This window comes from Proteiniphilum sp. X52, from assembly GCF_003712195.1.
Classification (GTDB): Bacteria; Bacteroidota; Bacteroidia; order Bacteroidales; family Dysgonomonadaceae; genus Proteiniphilum.
Genome location: NZ_RDSD01000032.1, coordinates 12,817 through 39,276, shown reverse-complemented (window position 1 = coordinate 39,276; position 26,460 = coordinate 12,817). Strand labels below are relative to the sequence as shown.

The 26,460-nt window shown below is 42.2% G+C and carries 22 protein-coding genes; 19 read left to right on the top strand and 3 right to left on the bottom strand.

Features of this window, described 5'->3' with window-relative positions; genetic code table 11:
- The first annotated feature begins 95 nt into the window (after window positions 1–95).
- From D7D25_RS18190 to D7D25_RS16640, 12 genes are all read left to right on the top strand, one after another.
- On the top strand, window positions 96–251 hold the full coding sequence (locus D7D25_RS18190; protein ID WP_185140287.1) for a hypothetical protein: 156 nt from the start codon (window positions 96–98) through the stop codon (window positions 249–251).
- Window positions 252–440: 189 nt separating this feature from the next.
- Window positions 441–1,772 carry a radical SAM/SPASM domain-containing protein gene (locus D7D25_RS16690; RefSeq protein WP_122970062.1) on the top strand — a complete coding sequence of 444 codons (1,332 nt, stop codon included), beginning with the start codon at window positions 441–443 and terminating at the stop codon, window positions 1,770–1,772.
- Between the two features lie 39 nt (window positions 1,773–1,811).
- Window positions 1,812–4,106: a TonB-dependent receptor gene (locus tag D7D25_RS16685; RefSeq protein WP_148038968.1), complete on the top strand. Its 2,295-nt coding sequence runs from the start codon at window positions 1,812–1,814 to the stop codon at window positions 4,104–4,106.
- A gap of 60 nt (window positions 4,107–4,166) precedes the next feature.
- Window positions 4,167–4,373 carry an SPASM domain-containing protein gene (locus tag D7D25_RS16680; RefSeq protein ID WP_122970060.1) on the top strand — a complete coding sequence of 69 codons (207 nt, stop codon included), beginning with the start codon at window positions 4,167–4,169 and terminating at the stop codon, window positions 4,371–4,373.
- Complete coding sequence (locus D7D25_RS16675) at window positions 4,324–6,684, top strand: outer membrane beta-barrel family protein (protein ID WP_122970059.1); 2,361 nt, start codon at window positions 4,324–4,326, stop codon at window positions 6,682–6,684. Before D7D25_RS16680 ends, D7D25_RS16675 begins: the two co-directional genes overlap by 50 nt.
- Before the next feature lie 3 nt (window positions 6,685–6,687).
- The gene (locus tag D7D25_RS16670; RefSeq protein ID WP_122970058.1) at window positions 6,688–6,930 is read left to right on the top strand and encodes a cysteine peptidase family C39 domain-containing protein; all 243 of its coding nucleotides are present in this window, start codon (window positions 6,688–6,690) and stop codon (window positions 6,928–6,930) included.
- An 83-nt stretch (window positions 6,931–7,013) separates the two neighbouring features.
- Window positions 7,014–7,418, top strand: coding sequence for a DUF3244 domain-containing protein (locus D7D25_RS16665; protein ID WP_122970057.1), 405 nt, complete (start codon window positions 7,014–7,016; stop codon window positions 7,416–7,418).
- Between the two features lie 427 nt (window positions 7,419–7,845).
- Complete coding sequence (locus D7D25_RS16660) at window positions 7,846–8,034, top strand: hypothetical protein (protein WP_122970056.1); 189 nt, start codon at window positions 7,846–7,848, stop codon at window positions 8,032–8,034.
- 119 nt (window positions 8,035–8,153) lie between these two features.
- Entirely contained in the window at window positions 8,154–9,533 is a 1,380-nt protein-coding gene (locus tag D7D25_RS16655) for a radical SAM/SPASM domain-containing protein (protein ID WP_122970055.1), read from the top strand.
- 28 nt (window positions 9,534–9,561) lie between these two features.
- On the top strand, window positions 9,562–11,865 hold the full coding sequence (locus D7D25_RS16650; RefSeq protein ID WP_122970054.1) for an outer membrane beta-barrel family protein: 2,304 nt from the start codon (window positions 9,562–9,564) through the stop codon (window positions 11,863–11,865).
- A 5-nt stretch (window positions 11,866–11,870) separates the two neighbouring features.
- Entirely contained in the window at window positions 11,871–14,069 is a 2,199-nt protein-coding gene (locus D7D25_RS16645; RefSeq protein ID WP_122970053.1) for a peptidase domain-containing ABC transporter, read from the top strand.
- A gap of 46 nt (window positions 14,070–14,115) precedes the next feature.
- The gene (locus D7D25_RS16640; RefSeq protein WP_122970052.1) at window positions 14,116–14,607 is read left to right on the top strand and encodes a hypothetical protein; all 492 of its coding nucleotides are present in this window, start codon (window positions 14,116–14,118) and stop codon (window positions 14,605–14,607) included.
- Between the two features lie 31 nt (window positions 14,608–14,638).
- Here D7D25_RS16640 and D7D25_RS16635 read toward each other — a convergent pair whose 3' ends face one another.
- Both D7D25_RS16635 and D7D25_RS16630 read right to left on the bottom strand, forming a co-directional pair.
- The gene (locus D7D25_RS16635; RefSeq protein ID WP_122970051.1) at window positions 14,639–14,899 is read right to left on the bottom strand and encodes a hypothetical protein; all 261 of its coding nucleotides are present in this window, start codon (window positions 14,897–14,899) and stop codon (window positions 14,639–14,641) included.
- Entirely contained in the window at window positions 14,892–15,185 is a 294-nt protein-coding gene (locus D7D25_RS16630; protein ID WP_122970050.1) for a nucleotidyltransferase family protein, read from the bottom strand. Before D7D25_RS16630 ends, D7D25_RS16635 begins: the two co-directional genes overlap by 8 nt.
- 203 nt (window positions 15,186–15,388) lie before the next feature.
- Between D7D25_RS16630 and D7D25_RS16625 the strand changes: the two genes are divergently transcribed.
- The 7 genes from D7D25_RS16625 to D7D25_RS16595 all read left to right on the top strand — a co-directional run bounded on the left by D7D25_RS16625 (window position 15,389) and on the right by D7D25_RS16595 (window position 25,266).
- Window positions 15,389–16,393, top strand: coding sequence for a DMT family transporter (locus tag D7D25_RS16625; protein ID WP_122970049.1), 1,005 nt, complete (start codon window positions 15,389–15,391; stop codon window positions 16,391–16,393).
- 147 nt (window positions 16,394–16,540) lie between these two features.
- Window positions 16,541–17,560, top strand: a complete 1,020-nt coding sequence (tsaD, locus tag D7D25_RS16620; RefSeq protein WP_122970065.1) for a tRNA (adenosine(37)-N6)-threonylcarbamoyltransferase complex transferase subunit TsaD — start codon at window positions 16,541–16,543, stop codon at window positions 17,558–17,560.
- 241 nt (window positions 17,561–17,801) lie between these two features.
- A complete protein-coding gene (locus D7D25_RS16615; RefSeq protein WP_122970048.1) occupies window positions 17,802–18,608 on the top strand; it encodes a formate/nitrite transporter family protein in 807 nt (268 codons plus the stop codon).
- A 40-nt stretch (window positions 18,609–18,648) separates the two neighbouring features.
- The gene (pflB, locus tag D7D25_RS16610) at window positions 18,649–20,889 is read left to right on the top strand and encodes a formate C-acetyltransferase (RefSeq protein ID WP_122970047.1); all 2,241 of its coding nucleotides are present in this window, start codon (window positions 18,649–18,651) and stop codon (window positions 20,887–20,889) included.
- 181 nt (window positions 20,890–21,070) lie between these two features.
- Entirely contained in the window at window positions 21,071–21,796 is a 726-nt protein-coding gene (pflA, locus tag D7D25_RS16605) for a pyruvate formate-lyase-activating protein (RefSeq protein ID WP_122970046.1), read from the top strand.
- A 302-nt stretch (window positions 21,797–22,098) separates the two neighbouring features.
- Window positions 22,099–23,787: a glutamine--tRNA ligase/YqeY domain fusion protein gene (locus D7D25_RS16600; protein WP_122970045.1), complete on the top strand. Its 1,689-nt coding sequence runs from the start codon at window positions 22,099–22,101 to the stop codon at window positions 23,785–23,787.
- Between the two features lie 48 nt (window positions 23,788–23,835).
- Window positions 23,836–25,266, top strand: a complete 1,431-nt coding sequence (locus D7D25_RS16595) for a tetratricopeptide repeat protein (RefSeq protein WP_122970044.1) — start codon at window positions 23,836–23,838, stop codon at window positions 25,264–25,266.
- 44 nt (window positions 25,267–25,310) lie between these two features.
- On the opposite strand, the gene D7D25_RS16590 is transcribed toward D7D25_RS16595, so the two are convergent.
- A complete protein-coding gene (locus tag D7D25_RS16590) occupies window positions 25,311–26,333 on the bottom strand; it encodes a DUF362 domain-containing protein (RefSeq protein ID WP_122970043.1) in 1,023 nt (340 codons plus the stop codon).
- Window positions 26,334–26,460: the final 127 nt, after the last annotated feature.

Below are 26,460 nucleotides of genomic sequence, written 5' to 3'. Positions count from 1 at the left end.
ACAAAGAAATATAACTATCAGATAAAGCTGTATGAATCATCGGCGCGGAGTTCGAAAAGCGAAATGAGTAGAGGAAAAATAAAATTAGAGTAAGAATGGAGAATAAATTTTTCAATCAAGATGAGCTGAGCCAACTAGAATTATTGGATATTAAAGGAGGAGTAAATACTGAACTTGATACCATTCAGATTGAATGTCCAAATAATGTGGTAGGCTGTGCATGTGATATTAGTGCTAATGAAGTAGAATAAAATCTACTTAACGGGGGGAGAGATTTTCATATTCTCTCCCTTAAGTTACTTAATTTGGCATTGTTAAATTAGTATAGAATTTTAATTTTTCAGGATTTTGTTATGTTAATTATCAGGATATTAAATTCCGAAATATTCTCAAAAACTATAGTAGCTTAACAATGCCCTAATTTATATATTTAAAACCACATGAAAAAAAGTAAATATAATTATATTTTCTACGACGACAATTATTCTTATTGGTTTCAAGGATTAAAAAAAACTTTCTTCCGAATAGAAAGGAACTTGGGTAAAAAGTTAGAGGAAGTTATCTGTGATCCCTATAAAATTAGTGAAATGAAAATTCTTTTACCAAAACTTTATGAGAATCTAAAAACTAAAGGTTTTTTGATTGATAATAGTATGGACGAATTCGAGTTGATTAAAAAAAAACGACAAGAAAGTATCCAATCGAAAGATTATTTTCTTATTATTTTACCTACTTTAAATTGCAATTTTAAGTGTTGGTATTGCATCCAAGATCATATTCCTTCTGTGATGTCGGAATCCACGATACAAAAAATAAAAAACCACATTGATTATAAAATAAAGCATGATAAAATATTATCACTCCATATAGAATGGTTTGGGGGTGAGCCTTTTATGTTTTTTAAAGAAGTGATAGTACCCATCTCTGAATATGCTTTAACTGCTTGTGAAAAAGCAGATATCCCATTTTATAATACTGCCACAACTAATGGTTTCTTAATAAAAGAAGAATTATTGTCCAGCTTAAATATTCTGAATTTTAGTAGATTTCATATTACGCTCGATGGCAAACGAGATTTACACAATTCTGTTAAGTATCAAGACGATGCAAATTCTGCTTTTGACACCACATTGAGCAACATAAATAACCTACTAAACATGAAAGATGATTTACAGATATTGTTGCGAATTAACTACACCAAGCATAATTTAGATGCAGATATTATTGAACAAATAAATTCTCATGTAAATGAAAATGTCAGGAGGCGAATCTTGATATTATTTAGAAAAGTTTGGCAAGAGAAAACAGATAAAGATATACAATTCAATTTATATGAATTAATGGATGGCTTTCAAGATGCGGGTTACAATGTTCAAAGGTTGAATTTAATAAATAATTTTATTACATGCTACGTAGAAAAGAGTCATTATAATGCTATAAATTATGACGGGACGATTGTAAAATGTACGGCACATGATGACTTATTTAGTAAAAATCCGCCAGGAGTTTTACAAGATAATGGACAAATAGTTTGGCGTGATAATTTTGAAAAAGATTTTCATGTAAATATGAACCAGCGATGTGTAATTTGTAAATATCTACCAATCTGCATGGGAATGTGCCCGCGTAATTATGACAAAAAAGACAAAACCAAATTTTATTGTAAAATGGATTCCTTAGATATGTCAATAAACAAAATGTTAAAAAACTTTATAGATAACGAATATGAAAATTCGATCACAAGGAAATCTGAGTTTAATGTAAGATTCTAAAATGTATTACGTCTAAATTATAGAAGTTATCTTTGATATATGAAAAAGGTAGGATATTTGGTTTTCTTTTTTATTTACACTGTAATTTTAAATGCACAAATTACAGGTATTGTAAAAAATTCGGATTCTATACCTATAGAATACGTTAATGTGGCATTATATTCATTACCTGATTCTATTTTGAAAAAAGGAACGGTTACGGATAGTTTAGGTAATTTTACAATATTTGAGAACGATGTGGAAAATACTTTTTTAAAATTCTCAATGATTGGGTATAGTCCTGAAATTGTTGCTACCAAACCATTTCAAACCATTGTTCTCAATGCTTCAAGTACGCAGTTGAGTGAAATTACAGTATCGGCACAAATCATACAATCATTTGGTTCTAAAGATAATCTGATCATTCCGGCATCTATTAAAGAAAAATCGGCATCAGCGTTATCAGCCATTGGACAAATGCCCCAATTTAGATTAAACGTTCTTTCTAATGTATTAGAAACCGTTGATAATCAAAAAATCATCATTCTGATAAACGGAACCAACGCATCGGAGCAGGAACTGATGTCTATACAGCCACAAGATGTTCGCAGGATAGAGCATTACACACAACCTCCTGCTCGTTATGCCAATTTGAATGCCGGAGCTGTTATCAACGTAATTACGAGAACACCCGACGCATCGGGTTTTAGTGGAATGATTAATACTAAAAACTCGTTTACTACAGGATACGGAACAAACACTGTGAATGCCAAGTGGTACAACGAACACAATCAATTGTCATTGAATTATTTTATTGATTACAGAAACCTCGACGACAACCGTATCAATCAGAATTTTGAGTATAGATTGGACGGCATGGATTACAAAAACACCTACAAAGGTTTGCCCGGCAGTTACAAGGGGGAATATCATATTTTTAGAGTAAACTACATCAATCACAGAGAAAATAATTATACATTTTCTGCGAAAACGACATATCGGATAAATCCGGGAAAAGAAAACCACACGCAGGAAACTACCGTAATTGAAAATGACAATGAGCCTATTATCGGAGAAGCATCCAAATTACTGAAAAGTAATTATAATTCCATTTCCACCGATTTATATTTCAGTAAAACACTGCCAAATGAGCAGGAAATTACCGCCAATGTGGTAGGAACGCATTTCAATTCTACCTCGATGAATGAACTTTCACGTAATCTGCCCGGAGAACAAGGAAACTATACCTATATAAACGACATAAAGAACACATCCGGTTCCGTAATTGGTGAAGCCTTTTATAATAAGCAATTTAGAAAACAAAATTTTACAATAGGTGGACGATATTTCTATAAAAATTTGAAACAAACTTATAACTCAGGAAACAAATATAGTTTAAGTCAGCAAAAACTATACGCCTATTCAGGCTTGTCGGGAAGTATAAATAAAATAAACTACAACGCCGAAATTGGTGTAGAACATAGTATTCAATCCATATCAAGCGAAGAATCCGCAAAACAATTTACTGTTTTAAAACCATCCATATCGGCAAGTTATGCATTAAGCAAATCATCATCTATTCGATTAAACAGTCTTTTGCAGTCAAACACGCCCGATATTTCTTCGCTCACAACTACCCCCATTTATCTGAATTATAAATACGCAAGCATTGGAAATTCAAATCTGAAACCGTACTATACGCTTTATAACCGCTTGCAATATCAACTGAGCTTGCCGAAGTTCTTTTTAAGTACGTCCGCCAGAAATTCTTATCTCATAAATCCCTATTTAATTACGTTGCAAGATAAAGGAACGGAGATAATCCGCACGTGGGATGTAAAGGAAAGTATGTCGTACACGGCATTGGACATAAACAGTCGGTGGACGCCTCTTGAATGGCTAACAATTCAGCCCTATTTTTCGGTGGGTTATAGCCAATTTGCCAATAACGACGGAACTTCATTCAATGATTGGTCAAAAATGCTCTCTATAAGCGCCACTTTCACATATAAGAATTTCAAACTTCTTTCACAATGGGGAAGTTCTTACACCAATCTGCAAGGAGATTTTATAGAGAAAAGAATGCCGTATTATGTTGGAGAATTGTCTTGGACTAAAAATCAAGCTACATTTGCCTTACAATATATTCATAATCCAAATCCGATTATTTCTTATTCAAATAGTAATATTTTGAAATTTAGAGAGGAAACAATTTGGAACAATTTCCAAAATTTAATAACCGTAAGTTTTGTTTATTCATTCACAAGCGAGAAGGAAAGCTCAATCCGTGAAAACCAAAAAATGAATAATCAAGACAATGATAGTGGTTTAAGAAATGAACAGATAGCAAAATGAATTATGCTTTCCCCTTCACCAAACAACCCGACGCGATGGACCGCGGCCCCGCCTGCCTGAATATGGTGCGACGATGAAAAATGTAAAGACTGTTTGCTATTACCCATATGCATGGGAGGTTGTCCTTTACATCGAATAAAGAATAAAAAGGAAGCAGCCAATTTCAACCTATGTAGTGCAAGAAAAGATAATTTAAACAAATTTCTAGAGTATCATTATGGAAAAAGGAAAATGCAAAATAGTACCACTACTCCTACTCTTGTTTAAAATTGTGTTATCTAGTGAACCCATTCTAGCACAAAACACTATAAAAGGCTATATAATTGACTCTGATTCAATTCCTATAGAATATGTCAACATAACCATATTAAATCCAGATTCCTCATTTATCAAAGGTGGAGGATTCTATGATGGATATTTTGAAATGTTCAGTATTGAAGAATCTGAGATTATAGTCAATATTACAGCTTTAGGGTATAAACAAACAAATATTCCCATAAAATTTAATAGTCAAAGAACAGATATTTTTCTGAAAAATATAGTGCTTGATACTCAACAATTAGATGAGGTAATAATTACAGCAAAACGCCCGACTTTTAGAAATGAGAATGGAAAAATAATAGTGAATACAGAAAATACGATTTTAAGTGATTTGGGGACGAGTATAGACGTACTAAAAAGAATACCTATGCTGATTATTGATGCCTCAGATAACATCACTGTGGCAGGTAAAGATAATGCGGTTATTTTCATAGATGGTCGACAAATACGTTCTAATGATGAACTTCGAATTTTAAACTCTTCGAACGTAAAGAAAGTAGAAGTTATCATAGACCCAACGGCCGAATATGATGCCACGGGACATTCTGTTATTCATATATATACTAAAACAAATACCCTTAATAAACTAAGTGGAAGTGTAAGAACGCAAGTAAGTTATAGCGACAGATTTAGTGAATTATTAGGTGGAGAATTAAATGCGATACATGGGGAAAATACCACCTATTTAAGTGTTTTCTTTAATAAAAATAACAGCAAATCAAAAGAGACTTTTTTAAGAGAAACTACTGCTGAAACAGATAAAACAGTCATGGATTATTCTAAAGAAAACTTTAATAAGAGGAACACTGTTAATTATATCTTAGGAAATACATGGGATCTTTCATGGAAACATAAAATAGGAGCTCAGTTAATAGGCTGGTTTTCGAACAATAAACAAGACAGTAGGACTGATAATATAATAGATTTTTCAGAAAACCCATTAAAAACATTATCACATGGGAATGGACGCAATTTCCAAAATACTTTAAACTTAAATTATCGCTTGAATATTGATTCGGTAGGGCATTCACTTGATGTTCTAGCTGACCATACCATACGAAAAAATAAGGACAATACCTTATTTATAAATGAAACCATTCATGATGATTATGAGAATCTTAATAAAATAAAATTTGATATTTATTCTTTAAAAATAGATTATTCAAATCCTATTCATAGATTAATCACTTTTAGATTGGGCTCTAAATATTCCCAAGTCAGAAACAAGAGTAATAGTATTTTTAATTCTCTTGATAATAGAGAAATCGAATTCGAGGATTTCAATAATAACTTTTCTTATGCAGAGTATTTGTTATCCGCATATGTATCTGCTTCTTTTAATTTGAATAAAGCAGGTATATTACAAACGGGGATAAGAATGGAAAATGATAAAGGATTTGGGGAGAATAATAATATAAAAATAATCGACAGATCGCATACTTCATTTTTTCCAAACATCATCTATTCTAAGGATATCAAGAATAAATTCGGTATATCTCTATCATATGCAAAACGAATAAATCGTCCAGCTTATAGTACTTTAAATCCCACGATATATTATTTTGATGAATATACATACTCACAAGGTAACCCAGAACTAAAACCAACAATTTCTACAAATTACGGTTTATCGTTTTCATATAATAAATCACTATTTCTAAATTTCAGTTATTCTTATAGAAAAAATCCCATATTTTTTGCATTTGTACAAGATGAAAACAATCCATTAGTTACTAAAATAATTTCTACAAATTATAGTAAAGCTCACTATTTTTCTGTTACTTCGAGTTTTACGAAAGTTTTTTTTCAAAAATGGTCTACTTCGACGACGCTTGGTTTTCGAAAACCTCATTTAATTATTAATGATCATGGAAAAGAGAAATTAATGAAGAAACCAACAATTTACTTTACACACACCTCTGACATTACGTTACCTTTAAATTTCACACCATTTATAAGTTACAATTATTATATTCTTGGGGATTTTGATATCGCTTGGTATGAGAATCTTTGGAGTTTTGATGTAGGATTAAAAAAAACCATGTTGAAAAATAAGTTAGTTCTTAACATTTATGCATCAGATATATTTGATACGAATTCAGAGAGAAAACATATGAGTATTGGCAAAATGAAAATGAGCCACAAATACGTTGTAGACGACACATTTATAAGAATGACTTTATCATATAATTTTGGAGTAGATAAAATAAACTTCAATAAAAGATCTGGAAATCAAGAAGAAATAAATAGATTATAGCCTATGTTCTTCCCTTTCACCAAACAACCCGACTCCATGGACTGCGGTCCCGCCTGCCTGAGTATGGTGTCCGAACACTACGGCAAGCGCCACACGCTGGAGCACTTGCGCCGGAACTGCTTTATCGGTCGCGATGGTGTGTCATTGATGGGCCCCAGCCCTCACTCGTTAAAATTTTGTACCGTCTTGTATCCTTATGGTAATTGTCTTTGGTTATCAGATGATTATGTCGACGGCTGTAGTTAAATTCTTGTATCTCTCAATATCCTGTTTCGCAAGAGAAAATTATTATTTAGATTTGAGGCAGAAATTTCATAATAAGTACCATCATGAAAATGAAGAAAATCGTATTGTGTGCACTGTGTGCCGGATGGATGTTTTTCCCGGTTACGGTGAATAGCGGGATATTTGCTTGTCCCGACAGCCAGGGTATTCTTGATACGGAATCAATCGACTTGAAAGGGAAACTGGATCCGGGGCCGGGTCTTCGTTCCGGTGGTGATGTGGTTACGGCCGAAGTGCGGGACAACATTATCATGGCCCTGTTCCACAAGGATGTCGGCAATCTGCTGGTCACGCTCACCAATGGGGTGGGCGAAACGGTATATGAGGCGACGGTAAATACTTCTGTGCAGCAACAGGCGTTTATCCCGCTTTCGGGGCTGTCGTCGGGAATATACACTATCGCGTTCACCAACGGGTGCGGCGCCATGTATGGCGATTTTGAGATTTGACCGGAATACGTCTGACCGTTATGATAACTGTCGGAACAGGATTGCGTAATTTGTCCCGGCGGCCTCAGAAACCGTAAGTACGGACATTAAAAAGCCTTCCCTTGCCAGGAAAGCGAAACAACCCAATTGAGACCAATCAACCCGAATGTTTAACTAAACTTACAAGAAAAGGCACTGCAAAGATAACACAACACACGGTAATTTCAAACACCCACGGGTTTGGGGATGACTGATTTTGCCGGAAGCCGCCCGAACAGTGAAGAATAGTAGCTAACAGGCAAAAATTATGATGTTTGTGGTATGCACGATAGATATATTTCGTGAAAAAGATATAGTTATCTGATCGAATTTCAGTGAATAATAATTCCGAAGTCATTCCGAAAGCGAAATGAATGGAAAGAATTAAAAAAATAAACAATTAAAGATTATGGAACCTAAAAGACTTAAACAAGGAAAACAACTTGAGAGTAAGAAGGGAGTAAATTCGTTCTCTATCGAACCCCTAGATTTCTCAGATCTCTCTAAAATAAAGGGAGGTAGTGAAACTCCTAAAGAAGGAGGATGCTTCGGTTTTGGATGCAGTTGTGGAGGTAAGGAGCTGGATAAAGCTTACTAAAGTTTTTCCTAATTTGAGGAAGAAGGGATTTCCCTTCTTCCTTTTAAAATCTTTTCATCCTTATTCAGGGAAAAGATATTTTGAAAAAAGTATAAATTTTTAAAATTATTTAAAACACTATGGATTTTAATAAACTGCATCTCATTGAAAGTAAGGAACAAAAAATTGCATATTATTATCCTACCAATGATATTATGGCATTAAATGATAAACAATTCAAAATTATACAACTTCTTAAAGTAGGAACTTGTCCGAAAGAAATCATGTGCTTGTGCAAATGTACTGAAGGACAATTGGATATATTAGTGGATTCTTTACAAAAAGCTTTTAGTAAATCAAAAACAAAAAAGAATCTCTCCTCAAATAATACTCGTAATAGAACAATAGAAAGAATTACATTACATGTTTCCAATGATTGTAATTTGAAATGTAAATACTGCTATGCTAACGGTGGAAATTATAATCAATCTAGATCATTGATGACAATTGATACTGCAAGAAATTTTGTAAATTTTTGCATAAATCAGTTTGATAGAGTTGATAAAATTATTTTTTTTGGTGGAGAACCTATGCTTAATCTTAACGCTATGAATTTTATTTGTAAAAAATTCAAAGAGTATTATTATGAAGGTAAATCTTCATTTATTCCTATGTTTGGTATAATAACTAATGGTACTCTATTAACACCAAAAATCCTTCAGTTTATCAAAGAAAATATATCAATTGTAACGGTTAGTATAGATGGACCGAAAAATGTTAATGATGCGAATAGAGTCTTTAAAAATGGAAAAGGAAGTTATGAGAGAATAGCACAATTCATTCAGACAATACTGAAAGAAACTAAAGTTTTAGTCCAATATGAATCTACATACACTCATTCACATATTGATGCAAATTACTCATATAGAGATGTCATAAAGCATATGTATCAAAATTTTAAAATTGAAGGTCAAATAACGGTTGATAAGAATATGTATACTGATTATATAAACAATTTTTGTACTCAGAATATAGATCAGAGAAGCGTTTCTGTTAATAATCTCACCGATGTTCCATTAGGATTCCGAAATTTTATTCATGCAATAACAAGAAAAGTACAAATCCCTATGTGTCCAATAGTTAATGATATTTTTGCTGTAAGTGCAGAGGGAACAATATATGCTTGTCATATGCTGAATGGCAAGGATAAACATAGTCTAGGCAATATTAATGGCAAAAATATTTTCAATTCACCATCATTATATCAACCTTATCCCATTGATTTTAAAGATAATAAGAAGTGCAATAAATGTTGGGCACAAAATTTATGTGGAGGATGTGTTCTGCAGATGTTTTACGACGAAAGCTCTGAAAAATTAACTAATGAACCAATAACTGACAGATGTGAAATTACAAAGAACTTTTTAGAAAAAGTGATATTGATGATTACTTTAATTAGACAGAATACTATCTTGTGGAAAACATTCCTCGAAAAGGAAAAAGATTTTGAAATGAGGTAGTCATAAAATAATGTAACCCATCTTACAAATGAAGAAATTACTATTTTTTATTTTATTATGTAATTTTGGGTATGCAAATGCACAAATATCAGGAAAAGTTGTAGACGTAGAGAACCAACCAATTGAATTTGTAAATGTTTCATTACACTCTATCCAAGATTCATCCTTAATTGCGGGTGAAACAACTAATAAGCGAGGGGAATTTGAGATTATTTCAAAAATAAAAGAAAATACCTTTTTAAAAATTTCTTCGATTGGTTATAAGACTGAATTTATGCGCATTACCCAAAACAATGTTGGAAAAGTAACTCTATTCAGTGACACTACGCAGCTTGGAGAAGTAATCGTCAAAGCGTATCGACCTATATACAGGATGGAAAACAACAGTCTAAGTACCAGAATTGAGAATACTGTTTTAAGTTGTCTTGGTAATGCCAATGACGTTTTGGCACAATTACCATTCGTGAGCGGGGAGGATGGTAAATTTATTGTCTTTGGAAGAGGTGAACCTCTTATTTACATAAACAACCGCGTGTTACAGGATAATGATGAATTAAAAAACCTGAAAAGTTCTGATATTGAAGAAGTAAAAGTAATTTTAACTCCAGGTTCGGAATATAGTTCATCGGTTGGTGCGGTAATTCATATCTCTACTCGACAATCCAGAGATGACGGATTGAGCGGTTCTCTATATGCCTTATTTCGTAAAAGACGCCTCTTTGATCATTATGAGTACCTAGATCTTGATTTGAGAAAAAAATATATTGATTATTTCCTCAAATTAAGTTATGACAAAACCGTTTTCAGGCAAAATCAAAAAGATCAATCTGTACTAACCTCTGGATCGACTTATATTGCTAATAATGAAAGAGTAATGAAATATTCAGAAAATTATTGGGAGGCAATAACGGGAGTGAATTATTCTTCTTCTCCTAATCTATCTACAGGAATACGTTATAGTTTTTCTCAAAGACCACAAATTAAAGGAGATCTGGAAGGAAATACCTTTCATTATATTAATGACCTGAATGATAAGAATTTTCACTCTCAAATGGTATTGAGCAGGAAAACTCGTCGAGATTACTTAAATGCGTACTTCTACAAGAAATTAAAAGAGGAGACCGACTTACGTTTTGATTTTGATTATGTTAATGGATCTAATAAGAACTCTCAATCCTCAGATTATGAAGATAGCGAAACTCATGAGTCAATATTAGTCAACAGTACGAATAAAGGAAATTACTCTTTATATGCGGGGAAAATTCAAATGTCGATATCTTTATTTGGAGCTGATTTATTATTTGGAGCTGAAAGTTCTTCTACATGTAATAATCAAAAATTCGAAATGCGTAATAAAGAAATTGCCGAAGAATTACCATCCAATACCAGCACGGCAAAACAAGAATTATTTGCAGGTTTCTTGTCGTACAAATACACTTTAAACGCTCTTTTGCTGGATATAGGAATGAGGTATGAGCATATAGACTTTAAATATTATTATAATGATGAATTTAAGAAAGATCAAAGTCGTATCTATAATAATTGGTTTCCCAACCTGTCTCTGTCTTATCAAGTTAACAATATAAAAATGAATTTAAGTTACCGAACAACTGTTAGACGTCCTAACTACTTCAATTTGAGAAGTGATGTCTCATATAATGATCCCTATTTATACGAAGGTGGGAATCCATCTTTAAAACCAATGTTCACTAACAGTCTTACATATCTTTTCGGATGGAAGGATCTACAAATGGAAATATCCTATAGTAAGATTAATGATAATTTATTATTTGTAATAGAGCGATTTAAAGATAAAGAAGATATTGCACTATTTACTATGCGAAACTTGGATAATAGTGAGCGATTGGATGCAAATATCAGTTTTACGCCAACATATGGTCGATGGAGGCCAGCTTTTGAATTTGGTGTAAATAAGCAATATTTAAGGTATGAAGATGTGAACTATAATCGTCCATATTGCTTTTATCGCTGGGGAAACATTATTCAACTTCCTAATGATTTTAACTTTATACTAAATATTCGGGGGAACCTAAAGGGACATAATTCTTTACAAATGCACAAATCATCCTTTAGGACAGATTTAAAATTAAATAAATCTATTTTGAAAGACAAAGTGGATCTTACATTCAGTGTAACGGATTTATTTGGAACAGCATTAGAAGAGTGGGACATGACTACATCTTCTCTACATTTTAATAAATGGAATGATGCAGATCTTAGAGGAATAAATTTGCAGATTATATATAAGTTCAATCCGTCAAGGAGTAAGTATAAAGGCCAAAGTGCAACCAATGAAATAAATAGACTATAGAAAAAATGTTCTTCCCTTTCACCAAACAACCCGACGCGATGGACTGCGGTCCCGCCTGCCTGAGTATGGTGTCCGAACACTACGGCAAGTGCCACACCCTGGAGCACTTGCGCGAAAACTGCTTTATCGGGCGCGACGGCGTCTCACTGCTGGGTATCAGCCGTGCGGCAGAAAAGATAGGATTTAAAACCGTGGGAGGGCGCCTCACCTTCGACAGGTTGGCGGAAAAAGCTCCCTTACCCTGCATCGTCCACTGGAACCAGGAGCATTTCGTGGTGGTGTACGGGATAAGGAAAAACAAGAAAGGGTACAAGATTTCGGTTGCCGACCCGGGCAAAGGCTTATTAACCTACACCCGCGAAGAATTTTGCGACCGATGGGTCAGCACCCGCACGGGTGGCGAGGAAAAAGGGGTGGCCCTGCTGCTGGAACCCACCGGCATCTTTTATGAACAGGAAGGAGATGCCGCCCCAACGCAAAACCGCCTGAAGTTCCTTTGGAAATACCTGCTCAAATACAAACGCTTTTTCACGCAATTGATTTTAGGCTTGTTTATCGGAAGTATATTGCAACTGGTCTTTCCTTTCTTGACACAAGCCATCGTAGATACCGGTATCTCCGGGAAAGACATCGGCTTTATCTGGCTGGTGCTTATCGCCCAGATGATGCTGCTGTTCAGCCGCACGGCCATCGACTTTATCCGCCGCAAGATCCTGCTGCACATCAGCACCCGCATCAACGTCTCCCTCATCTCCGATTTCTTCATCAAGCTGATGAAACTGCCCATGAAGTTCTTCGACACCAAGCTCATGGGCGACCTGCTGCAACGTATCGAAGACCACCGCCGCATCGAGAACTTCCTCACCAACCAGACCATCACCGTGCTGTTCTCCGCCTTCACCTTCGTGATCTTCTCCGCCGTGTTGTTCATATACAACTTGCCCATCTTCGCCGTGTTCCTCGCCGGCAGCATCCTCTATGGCCTGTGGATCATGGTATTCCTGAAAAAGCGGCGCATATTGGATTACAGGATGTTCGAGCAACAGGGCATCAACCGGAATGTGACCTACCAGTTGATCACCGGCATGCAGGAAATCAAGCTGCAGGGATGCGAACAGCGCAAGCGCTGGGAGTGGGAGGACGTGCAGGCCGACCTGTTCGACGTGAACCTGCAGTCGCTCAACCTGCGCCAGGGACAGGAAGCGGGCGGCATCCTGATCAACGAGCTGAAGAACATCCTGGTCACCGTGCTGGCGGCCACCGCCGTCATAAGCGGAAACCTTACCCTGGGGATGATGCTGGCCATCCAGTACATCATCGGCCAGTTGAACAGCCCCGTGGAACAGATCATGAACTTCATCTACCAGTGGCAGGACGTGAGCATCAGCCTCGACCGGATGAACGAGATCCACACGCAGCGCAACGAAGAGAACGAGCACCGTACCGTGTCGGCATTGCCCATGGAGCGTTCCATCCGTATTGAGCACCTCTGCTTCAAATACGACGGCGCACGGCCGGACTATGTGCTGGATAACATCGACCTGATTATACCGCAGGGGAAGGTGACCGCCATCGTGGGCGCGAGCGGCAGCGGGAAGACCACACTGGTAAAACTGTTGCTGGGTTATTATGCTCCCGATGAGGGCCGGATCACCGTCGGAGCAACCAACCTGGAGGAAGTCAACCTCACCTGGTGGCGCACGCAGTGCGGGGCGGTGATGCAGGAGGGCTACCTGTTCTCCGACACCATCGCCCGCAACATCGCCGTGGCGGGCGACGAGGTGGATGTGGAACGATTACGGTATGCCGCCCACATAGCCAATATAGCCGAAGACATCGAGCGCCTGCCGTTGGGCTACAACACGAAGATCGGCCAGGACGGTCAGGGGGTGAGCCAGGGGCAGCGGCAACGTATCCTTATCGCCCGGGTGGTGTACAAGAACCCGCCGTTCATCTTCCTCGACGAGGCGACCAACTCGCTGGACGCGAACAATGAACGCGCCATCGTGGAGAACCTCGAAGCCTTCTACCGGGACAAGACGGTGGTCGTGGTGGCGCACCGCCTGAGCACGGTGAAGAATGCCGACCAGATTGTAGTGTTGGATGCCGGTAAAATAGCCGAAACCGGCACGCACGAGGAACTCACGCGCAAACGGGGAAAATATTACGAATTGGTGAAAAACCAGTTGGAACTGGGAAATTAATGAGACTAATATGGCAATATGTTAATGTGCCTAATATGTTAATTGAATGGATGAAGACAGGTCAATAGAACTGCGCAGCGAGAAGGTGCGGAACATTATCGGGCGGATGCCGCCGGCGCTGGTGCGGTACGGCACCGTCATGATCGTAGCCTCGCTGCTAGTATTGACGGGCATTGCGGCGTTTGTCCCCTACCAGCCGAAAATTTCCATGGAGGTCGCCGTCGCGCAGGATGAAGCGGGCAAGGTGCATTATACGGCCCGGATACCGCAACGTGCGATGAATTGGCGGGACGACATCGCCTTCATCACGGGCGCCCCTCCGGTGGAAGGCCCCATGCCGGTGCGTTTCCTCTTCCATGAGGTTCCCGACACGCTGCATGTCTCCCGTTCGGGAGGCTGGTACGAAACAGAAATCTATCCCGTGGACCACGACGGGCAGGCCATTAAAATACCGGCTCCCTTTGCTTTTCCCGCGAAAATGGAATTGAAATACACCACTTTTTGGAAATGGGTGACGGGCAAGGTTTCGTCCAAATAATCTTCACAATCCTAATTTATTTCTGACTTCATTAATCGGATATATCCGCCCTTCTTTTATTGCTTTTTCCGACCAGGCGGCTCAAAAATTGTTTTTTTGTATATCTGTCAATCCGTTTTATTTCTTCTCCAATAATGATAAAACTCATACAAATTCCATTCAATCGCAAGATTCCGTCGGCGGATTTTGTCAATTCATCTATATCTTTAATGGAAGCCGTGCTTTTGAGCAGATTTTCGAGCGTGGTTTCAATTTGCTCCAATGTTTCAATTGTCAATATCCTTTCATGCATACACAATTTCATTCATAATGCGTTTAAGAAAAGAAGGGCGCAGGTTCTTGTGTTTACGCACTACATCAACAGGCATACCGAAAGTTTTTTCGAGTTCGGCTGGAAATCTCACTAATGATTTTAATCCCAAAGACTTACCTTCGTAATAAATATCAAGGTCACTGTTTTCGGTCTGTTCACCACGTGCTACGGAACCGAAAATTCCAATGCGTTCTATGCCATATTCATCGGCATACTGTAACTTAAATTGCTTAAGTTTCTGCAAGTATTCATCGGTGGCCATCATTTCTTTATGGCTTTTAATACCTACAAAAATACGACTTTACCCCCAAATTTACAAAATATAATTGAATGAATTTTTTATAAGCGGGAATACTAAAAAAACAATTACTAAATTCTTTTCCATTATCTTTGCATCCGTTTTATCAAAGAAGCGGCTCCTATTTGTGAAATGGGTTTGGGGATTTCGCGGGTTGGAAATAGAGAGATATGAATCGAAATAAATTCACTGGAGGTATTTTTGTTTTTCTTGGGGCGTGCAGCTTCGGAGTTCTATCGACGATTGTAAAAAACGCGTATGGGGAAGGTTACACCCTCGGACAAATAACCGGAAGCCAGGCTTTCCTGGGAATGGTGATGTTGTGGGCGCTCTATTCCTTGCAAAAGGTTTTGTCCGGGGCACGGAGACCAGGGAGCCGCGCTCCTTTGGGGATTGCCGGGGACGGTTCCGCAGGCCGGGGAGTGCCCGGCGGAGAACAGCCCCTCCGGTCGCTTGCCCGTGACAACAGTTCTCCAGGCCGGACAGCCTGGTGGAAAGTGGCTTTTGCCGGGATCTTCACAGGATTGGTCGGTATTTTCTACTATCAGTGCGTAAAACTGTTGCCCGCATCCATTGCCATTATCCTGTTGATGCAGTACCTGTGGATCAGCATTTTGATGGAAGCGGTGCTGTTCAGAAAAAAACCGCATGGAATGCAACTGGTTGCCGCTTCAATAGTGCTTGTCGGCACGGTGTTCGCGGCAGGTATATTTAACGAGGCTGTGACTTTAAATATAAAGGGGATAGGATTTGGCTTCTTGGCCGCGTTTTGTTATGCCCTGTTCCTGATAGCAAGTGGCAGGGTGGGGAATGATCTGCCGGTTTTGAAAAAAGGAGCATTGATGATTACCGGCTCCTGTATGGTCACCTGGATGATTTTTCCACCCTTGTTTTTGTTTGACGGACTGTTTTTCGACGGACTTTATAAATGGGGATTGATGCTGGCATTGCTTGGAACCGTTATTCCTCCTCTGTTTTTTTCGTTCGGCATACCGCGTACCGGAGTTTCGCTGGGCGCTATCCTTAGCGCGGCAGAGTTGCCCGTCGCGGTGGTCTCTTCCAGTTTTATCCTTCAGGAAAATGTGCAGGCGCTTCAATGGGTAGGGGTATTCCTTATCCTCTTTGCCATCGTGCTTACAAATATAAAATTCCGGAGAACAGCAAACAACACATAAGTGTTATTCCCTTGGGTTCCTGTGAATCGCCTCATACAACCGCCGGATGTTCCCGATAAGTAGACAGAGGGTTGAAACCGGTTTTGACCCTGTTGAGCGTGGAAAACAGCTAAATTTACAAAGTAATTCGTACAACCATTGAACCAGATGATTACAATATTAGGTATAGAGTCTTCCTGTGATGATACTTCCGCTGCCGTTATCCGCGACGGAGTGATCCTCTCGAACGTGATTGCCGGTCAGGCAGTCCATGAACGGTATGGTGGCGTAGTGCCGGAACTGGCCTCACGCGCGCACCAGCAAAACATCATCCCCGTAGTGCATGACGCGCTGAAGCAGGCCGCCATCACCAAAGAGGAGGTCTCGGCTGTGGCTTTTACTCGGGGACCGGGACTGTTGGGCTCATTGCTGGTCGGCACATCATTCGCCAAAGGCTTCTCATCGGCATTGGATATTCCAATGATCGAGATCAACCATCTTCAGGCGCATGTGCTCGCGCATTTTATCAAAGAGGATGCAAATGATACCAATCAACCCGAATTTCCCTTTCTCTGCCTGCTGGTTTCCGGCGGCAATTCACAGATCATCCTGGTGAAGGCTTATGACGATATGGAGATCGTGGGGCAGACCATCGACGATGCCGCGGGAGAAGCCTTCGACAAGTGCGCCAAGGTGATGGGGCTGGGGTATCCGGGAGGCCCGGTGGTAGACCGGCTGGCTAAATCGGGGAACCCCGACAGGTTTCAATTCAGCAAACCGCATATCGCGGGTTATGATTACAGTTTTAGCGGTTTGAAAACGTCGTTCCTCTATTTTCTTCGTGATGAGTTGAAAAAAGACGCCGGTTTTATTGAAAACAACAAGGAAGATCTTTGCGCGTCGCTACAAAAGACCATTATCGATATCCTGATGGACAAACTCCACCGGGCAGCCAAAGACCTGCAAATAAGAGAGGTGGCCGTAGCCGGAGGGGTATCGGCCAACTCGGGTCTGCGGGCTGCTTTTGAAGAATATAGCCGCCGTCAGGGATGGAAGATCCATATTCCGAAATTTGCGTACACTACCGATAATGCCGCCATGGTCGCCATTTCCGGATATTATAAATATCTGGATAACCAATTTTGTGGGCCGGACGTGGTGCCTTACGCCAGAGTATCAATAGGATAATTGCCATTACCCAAAGGGTCTGTGATTAAGACATCGCAAGGGGAACGCTTTCGCTGCGTTTATAGTCGCTTGCATGGCGCAGGTGATCTATTTGAAATTCATTGTGGAAATATTTCCACAATCAATGGTTAAATCGTATCTTTGCATCCGATTGGATTAAGATTGTGAAGGGTTATACGGAAAATACTTTTCTTGCGATAAAGCGCTTTACCGGTCTTGGTTTATGTTTTAGGAAGGCAATATGAATTATTATACTCCGGCAGAAGCTGCCGAAGCGTTCAGGATCACAGCGATTAATAAGTCGAAACTCCCGTTTCTACATTTTGCTATTGTGGCTATCCTTGGCGGGGCGTTTATCGCGCTCGGAGGGTTGCTGACTGTGATGGTCGCCGGCGGAATGCCGGAAACCGGCAGTACTAATCCGGGACTGGTGAAATTTGTGGCAGGGGCGCTCTTCCCGGTGGGACTTATCATGGTCTCAGTCACCGGAGCCGATCTGTTCACCAGCGATTGTGCCGGTCTGACCCTCCCCTTATTGAAGCGGGATGTATCGGTGGTGAAAGTGGTGAAAACACTGCTGCTTTCCTATCTTTTTAATTTCGTCGGAGCGCAACTCATCGCTTTCGTATTATCGGCCAATGTGGGTTTATTCGATAAGGAACCTTGGCAATCTTACCTGCATCATTATTCCCAAGTAAAAGTGAATCAGGATTTCGCGCGTGTATTCGTGAAAGGTGTCGCGGCTAACTGGCTGGTATGCCTGGGTATGTTTATGGGATACACCGCGAAGGACATCACCGGGAAAAGCATGGCTATCTGGATCCCCATCATGATCTTTGTCGTGATGGGCTACGAACACTCTGTGGCCAACATGTTTTTCATTCCGGCGGCGATATATAGCGGTGCCGACATCACCTGGGCCGGTTTCCTTTCGAAAAACCTGTTTCCCGCGACACTCGGCAATATTGTGGGTGGCATGCTACTGGTCGGAACGGTCTATTGGTACCTGTTCCTTCGTCAACCGCACAAAACGGATACACATCATTAAAAATACAATATATCAACATTACAAAATAAACAGATCAACGATGAATAATCAGCATGAATCTTGGAAAGGCTTTAAAGGCGACGTCTGGAGAAACGAAATCAATGTGAGGGATTTCATTATGAACAACTATGCGCCGTATGAGGGTGATGATAGTTTCCTGGTTTCTTCCACAGAACGTACCCGCAAAGTCTGGGACAAGTTGACGGAAATGTTCAAGGAAGAGCAAGCCAGAGGCGTGTATGACGCCGAAACCAAATATCCGCAGGAGATAGACACCTACGGCCCGGGATATATCGACAAGGATAACGAAGTGATCGTCGGTTTGCAGACCGACGCGCCACTCAAACGGGGAATCTTCCCCAAAGGGGGTATCCGCATGGTGGAGAATGCGCTGAACGCCTATGGCTATCAACTCGATCCCATGACCAAAGAGATTTATACCCGATACCGGAAAACCCATAACGAGGGTGTTTTCTCTGCTTATACCGAGGAGATGGTCGCCGCCCGCCGTTCGGCTATCATTACCGGATTACCAGACGCTTACGGCCGCGGACGTATTATCGGTGATTATCGCCGGGTACCCCTCTACGGGACAACTACTTTGATTGCGGAAAAGAAAGATTTTCTGAAACGCCTCGATATCCAGGAAATTACCGAAGATATCATACAGCGCCGCGAAGAGATATCTGAACAGATCAAAGCGCTGAAAGCTTTTGAGAAAATGTGTGACCGATATGGGTTCAATGTGACCGAGCCGGCAAAGAACGCCCGCGAAGCCGTGCAATTCCTTTACTTTGCCTACCTCGCGGCGGTGAAAGACCAGGACGGGGCAGCCATGTCGATCGGACGTACTTCCACTTTCCTTGACATTTATATCGAAAAAGATATCAAAGCCGGTTTACTGACTGAAGAAGAAGCACAGGAACTGATAGACCAGCTTATCATCAAGCTGCGTATCGTGCGTTTCCTGCGCACACCGGATTATAACGACCTCTTCTCGGGCGACCCGGTATGGGTGACCGAATCGCTGGGCGGACAGACCGTGGACGGACGTACTTTGGTGACAAGGACTTCGTTCCGTTACCTTCATACGCTCTATAACCTCGGGCCGGCTCCGGAACCCAACCTGACGGTGCTCTGGTCGCAAAACTCTCCCGAGAACTGGAAGAAATTCTGTTCGAAAGTGTCGGTGGATACCTCTGCCATCCAGTATGAGAATGACGACCTGATGCGTCCCGATTATGGTGATGACTACGGGATTGCCTGCTGCGTATCGCCGATGAAGATAGGGAAACAGATGCAGCTGTTCGGCGCCCGCGCCAATCTGGCCAAGTGCCTGTTGTATGCCATCAATGGCGGACGCGATGAGAAATCGGGTGTGCAGGTGGCGCCTCAGTTTGAGGCTATCACATCGGAGTACCTTGATTACGATGAGGTAATGGTGAAATTCGAGCAGATGATGCGCTGGCTGGCAAAAGTATATGTCAACGCCTTGAAGATCATCCATTATATGCACGACAAATACGCGTATGAGGCTTTTGAGATGGCGCTTCACGACGGCGATGTGCAACGTATCCGGGCGACGGGTATCGCGGGGCTCTCCATCGTGGCCGACTCCCTCGCGGCGATCCGTGATGCGAAGGTGAAAGTGATCCGCGACGAACGGGGTATTGCCGTGGATTTCGAACGGCAAGGCGATTATGTGCCTTTCGGAAATAACGATGACAGGACAGACCAGATCGCCGTGGATATTACCCGCAAGTTCATGGGATATCTCCGTCAACACGAAACATACCGGAATGCCATTCCCACACAATCTATCCTTACCATCACCTCTAACGTGGTATATGGAAAGAAGACGGGAGCAACACCTGACGGCCGCGCTGCCGGAACACCCTTTGCGCCGGGTGCGAACCCCATGAACGGCCGCGATACCAAAGGAGCGGTGGCCGCATTGGCTTCGGTGGCGAAACTGCCCTTCCAGCACGCGCACGACGGCATATCCTATACCTTTGCCGTTTCTCCGGGAACGCTTGGAAGGGAGCGGAACGTGCAAATAACCAATATGGTCGGCCTGCTCGATGGATACTTCACTTCGGATGGCGGACAACATCTCAACGTGAACGTGTTCGACAAGGAGCTGTTGGTGGATGCGATGAATCATCCCGAAAATTATCCGCAGCTGACCATCCGTGTTTCGGGTTACGCGGTCAATTTTGTGAAGCTGACCAAAGAGCAACAGTTGGATGTGATCTCCAGGACGATCAATCATTCACTATAGATTTTACATAATTGTCACTAAGGCGGACTCCTTTAGTTGTTTTACGGGGTACCCGCGGCCCGCGGTGAGCATAAAAAGAGCGGCTGTCCGAAGCGGAGCGAGTGCCACTCTTTTAGCATACGAGAGCCATAACGGGTCACAAAACAGCGTCAGAGGGACGCCTTGGTGGCATACTTTTAACATGTTAGGACGGATTCATTCATTGGAGAGTTTCGGTACGGTCGATGGGCCGGGCATCCGCTTTGTGGTTTTCCTGCAAGGCTGCCCTTTACGTTGCCTTTATTGCCATAACCCCGATACATGGGACCCGAAGCAAAGTGGAAAATACCTCCTTTCCCCTGAAGAGCTGCTGGCGGAAGTTCTTCGTTATAAGAGTTTCATAGCCAAAGGCGGCGTGACTGTCAGCGGTGGAGAGCCCCTCCTGCAGCCGGAGTTCCTGCTCGAATTTTTCTCCTTGTGCAAAGAAAGCGGCATTCATACCGCGCTCGATACTTCCGGAGCCATCGCCTCACAAGTGGTGCGCAAGGTGTTCGATAGCGTGGATCTGGTGCTGCTTGATGTGAAATCGATCGATGCCCGGCAGCATGAAAAACTGACCGGGGCGAGGATCGACAATACGCTGCAATGCCTCCATTATCTGGAAGAAAAAAACAGACCCACCTGGATCCGCCATGTGATTGTGCCGGGATGGACAGATGATGACCAGTTATTGAAAAGAACAGCCGATTACCTTGCCCCCTATCGCTGCGTCGAAAAAGTGGAACTGCTGCCGTATCATGATATGGGTGCCCGCAAATATGAACAGCTCGGAATGGAATACCGGCTGGGAAACACGCCTCCATTATCGCGGGAACGACTGGAGAACGCCCGGAATATTTTTAAGAATGCGGGTCTCCTGGTGTCGTGATTGTTATGGGTGAGGAACCCACCTTACTTGTTTTGTGAACCTTTTAATGATGTGCCGTTTGTTTCGGTCTGAGAGGAATCGAAATCAACCGAAGAGAGAATATAAAGAGGAAGACCTTTTCCATAATGAAATTTTCACTAAATTTGCAGGTTATAACCTGAAGGGTGGATAAACCTGTGTATAAGTCCCCGGAACGAGATGGATGTATGCTATCAGGATTCATTATTGAATGAGTAAAACCCTATGAGGCGTTGAAAAAAGAGTACAGAGAATATTATTAATAGAGAAAAGAACCCGGTCGTATGTTGGAAAAAGAGAAACCCACGGTGGAAGAGAACAGGAAAAGCCTTAATTTTATAGAACAGATCGTGGAAAATGATCTGAAGGAAGGGAAAAACGGTGGACGTGTACAGACACGGTTCCCGCCCGAACCCAACGGCTACCTGCATATCGGACACGCCAAAGCCATCTGCCTCGATTTCGGTATTGCGGAAAGGTATGGCGGTATTTGTAATCTCCGCTTCGATGACACCAATCCGGTGAAAGAAGATGTGGAGTATGTGGATTCCATCATGGAAGATATACAATGGTTGGGCTTTCATTGGGAAAACGTCTATTATGCGTCCGACTACTTCGGGCAGTTATGGGATTTTGCCGTGCAGTTGATCAAAGAGGGCAAGGCCTACGTGGATGAACAGTCCGCCGACGAAATTGCCCGACAAAAGGGAACACCCACCGTACCGGGAACCCATAGTCCATATCGCGACCGACCCACCGGGGAGTCGCTGGAACTGTTTGAAAGGATGAATAGCGGAGAGATCCCCGAAGGGAAGATGGTGCTGCGAGCCAAAATAGATATGGCTTCACCGAACATGCATTTCCGTGATCCCATTATCTACCGGGTGATCCATATTCCCCACCATCGTACCGGTACACAGTGGAAAGCTTATCCGATGTACGATTTCGCGCATGGGCAATCCGATTATTTTGAAGGAGTGACCCATTCGCTGTGCACGCTGGAGTTCGAGGTGCACCGCCCGCTCTACGACTGGTTCCTCGATCAACTGGCCGACAGTGATTACCGTCCGCGGCAGACCGAATTCAACCGCTTGAATCTCACCTACACGGTGATGAGCAAGCGTAAACTGCTGCAACTGGTACAGGAAAAACTGGTTTCGGGATGGGATGATCCGCGGATGCCGACGCTGACCGGCATGCGCCGCAGAGGATATACTCCGGAGGGAATCCGGAAATTCATAGATAAGATAGGTTATACCAAATACGATGCCATCAATGACGTGTCACTATTAGAGCACGCGGTGCGTGAGGATCTCAATGCCCGTGCGATCCGGGTGTCGGGTGTCATTGATCCCATCAGGCTGATCCTTACCAATTATCCCGAAGGGAGAGTGGAAGAGATGGAAGCCATCAATAATCCGGAAGATGAAACTATGGGCAGCAGAAAAGTGAAATTCAGCCGTGAACTTTGGATAGAACGCGATGATTTCATGGAAGAGGCGCCCAGGAAATACTTCCGTTTGACACCCGGTAATGAGGTGCGCCTGAAAAATGGCTATATCGTGAAATGTACCGGTTGCGCAAAGGATGAAGACGGGAACGTGACGGAGGTGTATGCTGAATATGATCCGATGACGAAAAGCGGTATGCCCGATTCGAACCGGAAAGTAAAAGGAACCATTCACTGGGTATCTGTGCCTCACAGTCTGGATGCGGAAGTAAGACTATATGACCGTCTTTTTATGGTGGAGGATCCGGCAGGTGAAAAAGAGAAAGATTTCAGGGAATTGTTAAATCCCGATTCACTCATCGTCAAAAAAGGGTGCAAGGTGGAGGAATACCTGAAAGAGGCAAAATCGCCGGACAGCTTCCAGTTTCAACGGATCGGTTATTTCAACGTGGATGCAGACTCTACGGAAAATGCCTTGGTATTCAACCGTACGGTTGCTCTTAAGGATTCTTGGAAAAAGTAATCACCGGTTTTATTAGGCGGCTACATTCTACGGCTGCAGGAGATTTAAATGGAAGATAGCGAACTGGACATACATTCATTGATTGAGAAGTACGAACACATGCGCGCACTGGGCAGGAAGATATATTTCGATGCCGACGAGTTCGTCACGCTTGCTGAGTACTACAACGCGGAAGGCGATGACGAGGAGGCGGAAGAGCTCATTAATGAAGGGCTGAGGATGCATCCCGGCAGCCCCGAATTGATGCTGATGAAGGCAAAGCTCCTTGTCTATTCGGAGATGTACCAGGATGCACTCGATTATATGGAGTGGATCTCGGACAATGGCGAGGTCGATCTGGCACTTTTGAAGATTGAGGCGCTGTTGCATCTCGGAAAACAGGGTGATGCCAACCAACTTATTAATAGCACGCTGAAACAGGAACTCCCCATCGACGATCTCTATTTTTTCATTACTGAACTGGGATATATGTTCAATGATGTGGATCGGTTCGACCGCGCCATTTCGTTTCTCGAAGAGAGCATGAAGATCAATGACTCCAACAGTGATGCCATTGTCGATCTTGCCTACGCTTACGAGATGAAGGGAAACTTGGAGAAGGCCATAGAATATAACAACCGCCTGCTCGATATTGATCCCTATTCGTATGACGGATGGGTGAATATAGGCAAGCTCTATTCCATGAATGAGCAGCATGACAAGGCTGTGGATGCTTTTGATTTTGCGCTTACCATCCATGAGGATGATGTGAACGTGCTGAAAATGAAAGCATTGTCTTTTTACCTGAATGATAATCTTGAGGCGGCTATCGCCCTTTTTGAGGAGTGTCTCGGCAAATCGCCCGATGACGAATCCATATATGATTCTCTGCTGGAAGCCTACAGCGCTATGGAGCAGTATGACAAGATGATGGATCTTATTGACAAGAGGGAAGCGGCGTTGGGAAGTGAAGGTATTATGGCCAAACGGGCTTTTGTTTACCTCAATAAGGATGATTATGAACGCGCGAAAGAGATTTTCGCCCAAATCCCGGAAGCTGAAAGAGAATCCATTGATTATTTTATGCTGGAAGGAGAACTGGCTTTTCATGATGGAGATTTTGCCGCGGCCGAAACAGCGTATATGAAAGCTGCCCTTGCCTCAGAGGGCAATGAAGATGTGTTGGACAGATTGGCGAACATCAGTGTGGCGCAGGAGAAATATGAACAAGCTGCCGGGTATCTTCAGGAATTACTGGAAATAGCACCCGATTTCCCGACAGCGAAATCGAGGCTCGCCTTTATCCGCTTTGAAATTGGCTCCAAAGAACCGTTCGACGAGATCATGGAACAATTCTCGGACCAGGAGTTAAGAGACCTGCTCAATTTGATTACCGGTAGCGGGGATGATGATTTCTCTGATTATAGCCGGGAGAAAATATTAACACGGCTCAACGAAGCGCGTGAAAACAGGGTGCTGTTCAAAAATATAAAGTATTGAATAATGAGATGTTTTTGAATGTTCCATTCTATAACCTACTCCAATTATCCAATATCCACCAGCTTGTATTTCTGGCTTCCCATACCCATTTTTTCAGCATGGTCCAGTGTATGTATTCCGTTGCGTGATTCCATGCGTTCGATCAAATGGATTTTGCCATGATCGGGAGAGGCATACACCAAATCCACGCAAGCCTTGTCGAGCGCTACCGGATCGAGCGAGGCAAGGATGCCCACGTCACCCATTTCCGGATCCGCCGGACTTGAGTCGCAGTCGCAATCTACAGAAAGATTATTCATCACGCTGATATAAATAATCTTATCTCCCGCATGATCGGCAATGGCGCTTGCGGCTTCTGCCATCGCCTCCAGAAAATCATCTTGCGGGGGAAGATCATTCCATACTTCGGTTTGGTCTGTGGTTTTTCCCGCAGAATGTATCCATGCCTTGCCGTGCGACGAGGCGATACCGATGGACATATTTTTAATCGCTCCACCGAAACCTGCCATGGCATGTCCTTTAAAGTGTGAGAGGATCACCGTGAAGTCGTAATTCAGGTAGTTCTTCCCTACGATATCGTGCTTGAGCCAGGTTCCGTTCCTGACAGGTAATTCCACCTCGCCGTCGGCATCCATGATATCCACACGGGCAATGTCCATGAAGCCATGGTCACGAGCGGCTTTCAGGTGGTCTTCCGTTGAGGCGCGCCCCCCGCCATACGCAGTGTTGCACTCGATGATCGTGCCATTCACTGATTGAACAAAATCACGCATAAAGGAAGGTTTCAGGAAGTTATGGCCTCCCGGTTCACCGGTCGTGACCTTGACGGCCACATTTTGTCCCACCGCCTTACGCCCAAGCGACTGGTAAATCCTCATCAGTGATTCGGGAGTAATTTCTTTGGTAAAATAGACTTTCGATAGTTCGTCGTTCCCGGTTAAAAGGGCTTTTGTGTCGTTAACGGCTTTTGCGCTGTTTGTCCCCGTGCAGGCGGAAACGAATGCCGGGACGGCGAGGGAACCCAACACCATCTGACTTCCCTTTTGGATAAATTTTCTCCTATCCATAAAAAATAAACGTTTATTGACCGGTAAATGATTTTGTATTTATCATCCATGCCGGCCAAGGTGTGATGTTATTTGTCACTTCAGTTTTCACATAATGCGAAATTATGATGAAAGCAGCAAATCATTT

Excerpts from the sequence above, each read along its gene's own strand:
- D7D25_RS18190 (WP_185140287.1), top strand. The coding sequence starts at position 96 with ATGGAGAATAAATTTTTCAATCAAGATGAGCTGAGCCAACTAGAATTA.
- D7D25_RS16690 (WP_122970062.1), top strand. The coding sequence starts at position 441 with ATGAAAAAAAGTAAATATAATTATATTTTCTACGACGACAATTATTCT.
- D7D25_RS16685 (WP_148038968.1), top strand. The coding sequence starts at position 1,812 with ATGAAAAAGGTAGGATATTTGGTTTTCTTTTTTATTTACACTGTAATT.
- D7D25_RS16675 (WP_122970059.1), top strand. The coding sequence starts at position 4,324 with ATGGAAAAAGGAAAATGCAAAATAGTACCACTACTCCTACTCTTGTTT.
- D7D25_RS16670 (WP_122970058.1), top strand. The coding sequence starts at position 6,688 with ATGTTCTTCCCTTTCACCAAACAACCCGACTCCATGGACTGCGGTCCC.
- D7D25_RS16665 (WP_122970057.1), top strand. The coding sequence starts at position 7,014 with ATGAAAATGAAGAAAATCGTATTGTGTGCACTGTGTGCCGGATGGATG.
- D7D25_RS16660 (WP_122970056.1), top strand. The coding sequence starts at position 7,846 with ATGGAACCTAAAAGACTTAAACAAGGAAAACAACTTGAGAGTAAGAAG.
- D7D25_RS16655 (WP_122970055.1), top strand. The coding sequence starts at position 8,154 with ATGGATTTTAATAAACTGCATCTCATTGAAAGTAAGGAACAAAAAATT.
- D7D25_RS16650 (WP_122970054.1), top strand. The coding sequence starts at position 9,562 with ATGAAGAAATTACTATTTTTTATTTTATTATGTAATTTTGGGTATGCA.
- D7D25_RS16645 (WP_122970053.1), top strand. The coding sequence starts at position 11,871 with ATGTTCTTCCCTTTCACCAAACAACCCGACGCGATGGACTGCGGTCCC.
- D7D25_RS16640 (WP_122970052.1), top strand. The coding sequence starts at position 14,116 with ATGGATGAAGACAGGTCAATAGAACTGCGCAGCGAGAAGGTGCGGAAC.
- D7D25_RS16635 (WP_122970051.1), bottom strand. The coding sequence starts at position 14,899 with ATGCATGAAAGGATATTGACAATTGAAACATTGGAGCAAATTGAAACC.
- D7D25_RS16630 (WP_122970050.1), bottom strand. The coding sequence starts at position 15,185 with ATGATGGCCACCGATGAATACTTGCAGAAACTTAAGCAATTTAAGTTA.
- D7D25_RS16625 (WP_122970049.1), top strand. The coding sequence starts at position 15,389 with ATGAATCGAAATAAATTCACTGGAGGTATTTTTGTTTTTCTTGGGGCG.
- tsaD (WP_122970065.1), top strand. The coding sequence starts at position 16,541 with ATGATTACAATATTAGGTATAGAGTCTTCCTGTGATGATACTTCCGCT.
- D7D25_RS16615 (WP_122970048.1), top strand. The coding sequence starts at position 17,802 with ATGAATTATTATACTCCGGCAGAAGCTGCCGAAGCGTTCAGGATCACA.
- pflB (WP_122970047.1), top strand. The coding sequence starts at position 18,649 with ATGAATAATCAGCATGAATCTTGGAAAGGCTTTAAAGGCGACGTCTGG.
- pflA (WP_122970046.1), top strand. The coding sequence starts at position 21,071 with ATGTTAGGACGGATTCATTCATTGGAGAGTTTCGGTACGGTCGATGGG.
- D7D25_RS16600 (WP_122970045.1), top strand. The coding sequence starts at position 22,099 with ATGTTGGAAAAAGAGAAACCCACGGTGGAAGAGAACAGGAAAAGCCTT.
- D7D25_RS16595 (WP_122970044.1), top strand. The coding sequence starts at position 23,836 with ATGGAAGATAGCGAACTGGACATACATTCATTGATTGAGAAGTACGAA.
- D7D25_RS16590 (WP_122970043.1), bottom strand. The coding sequence starts at position 26,333 with ATGGATAGGAGAAAATTTATCCAAAAGGGAAGTCAGATGGTGTTGGGT.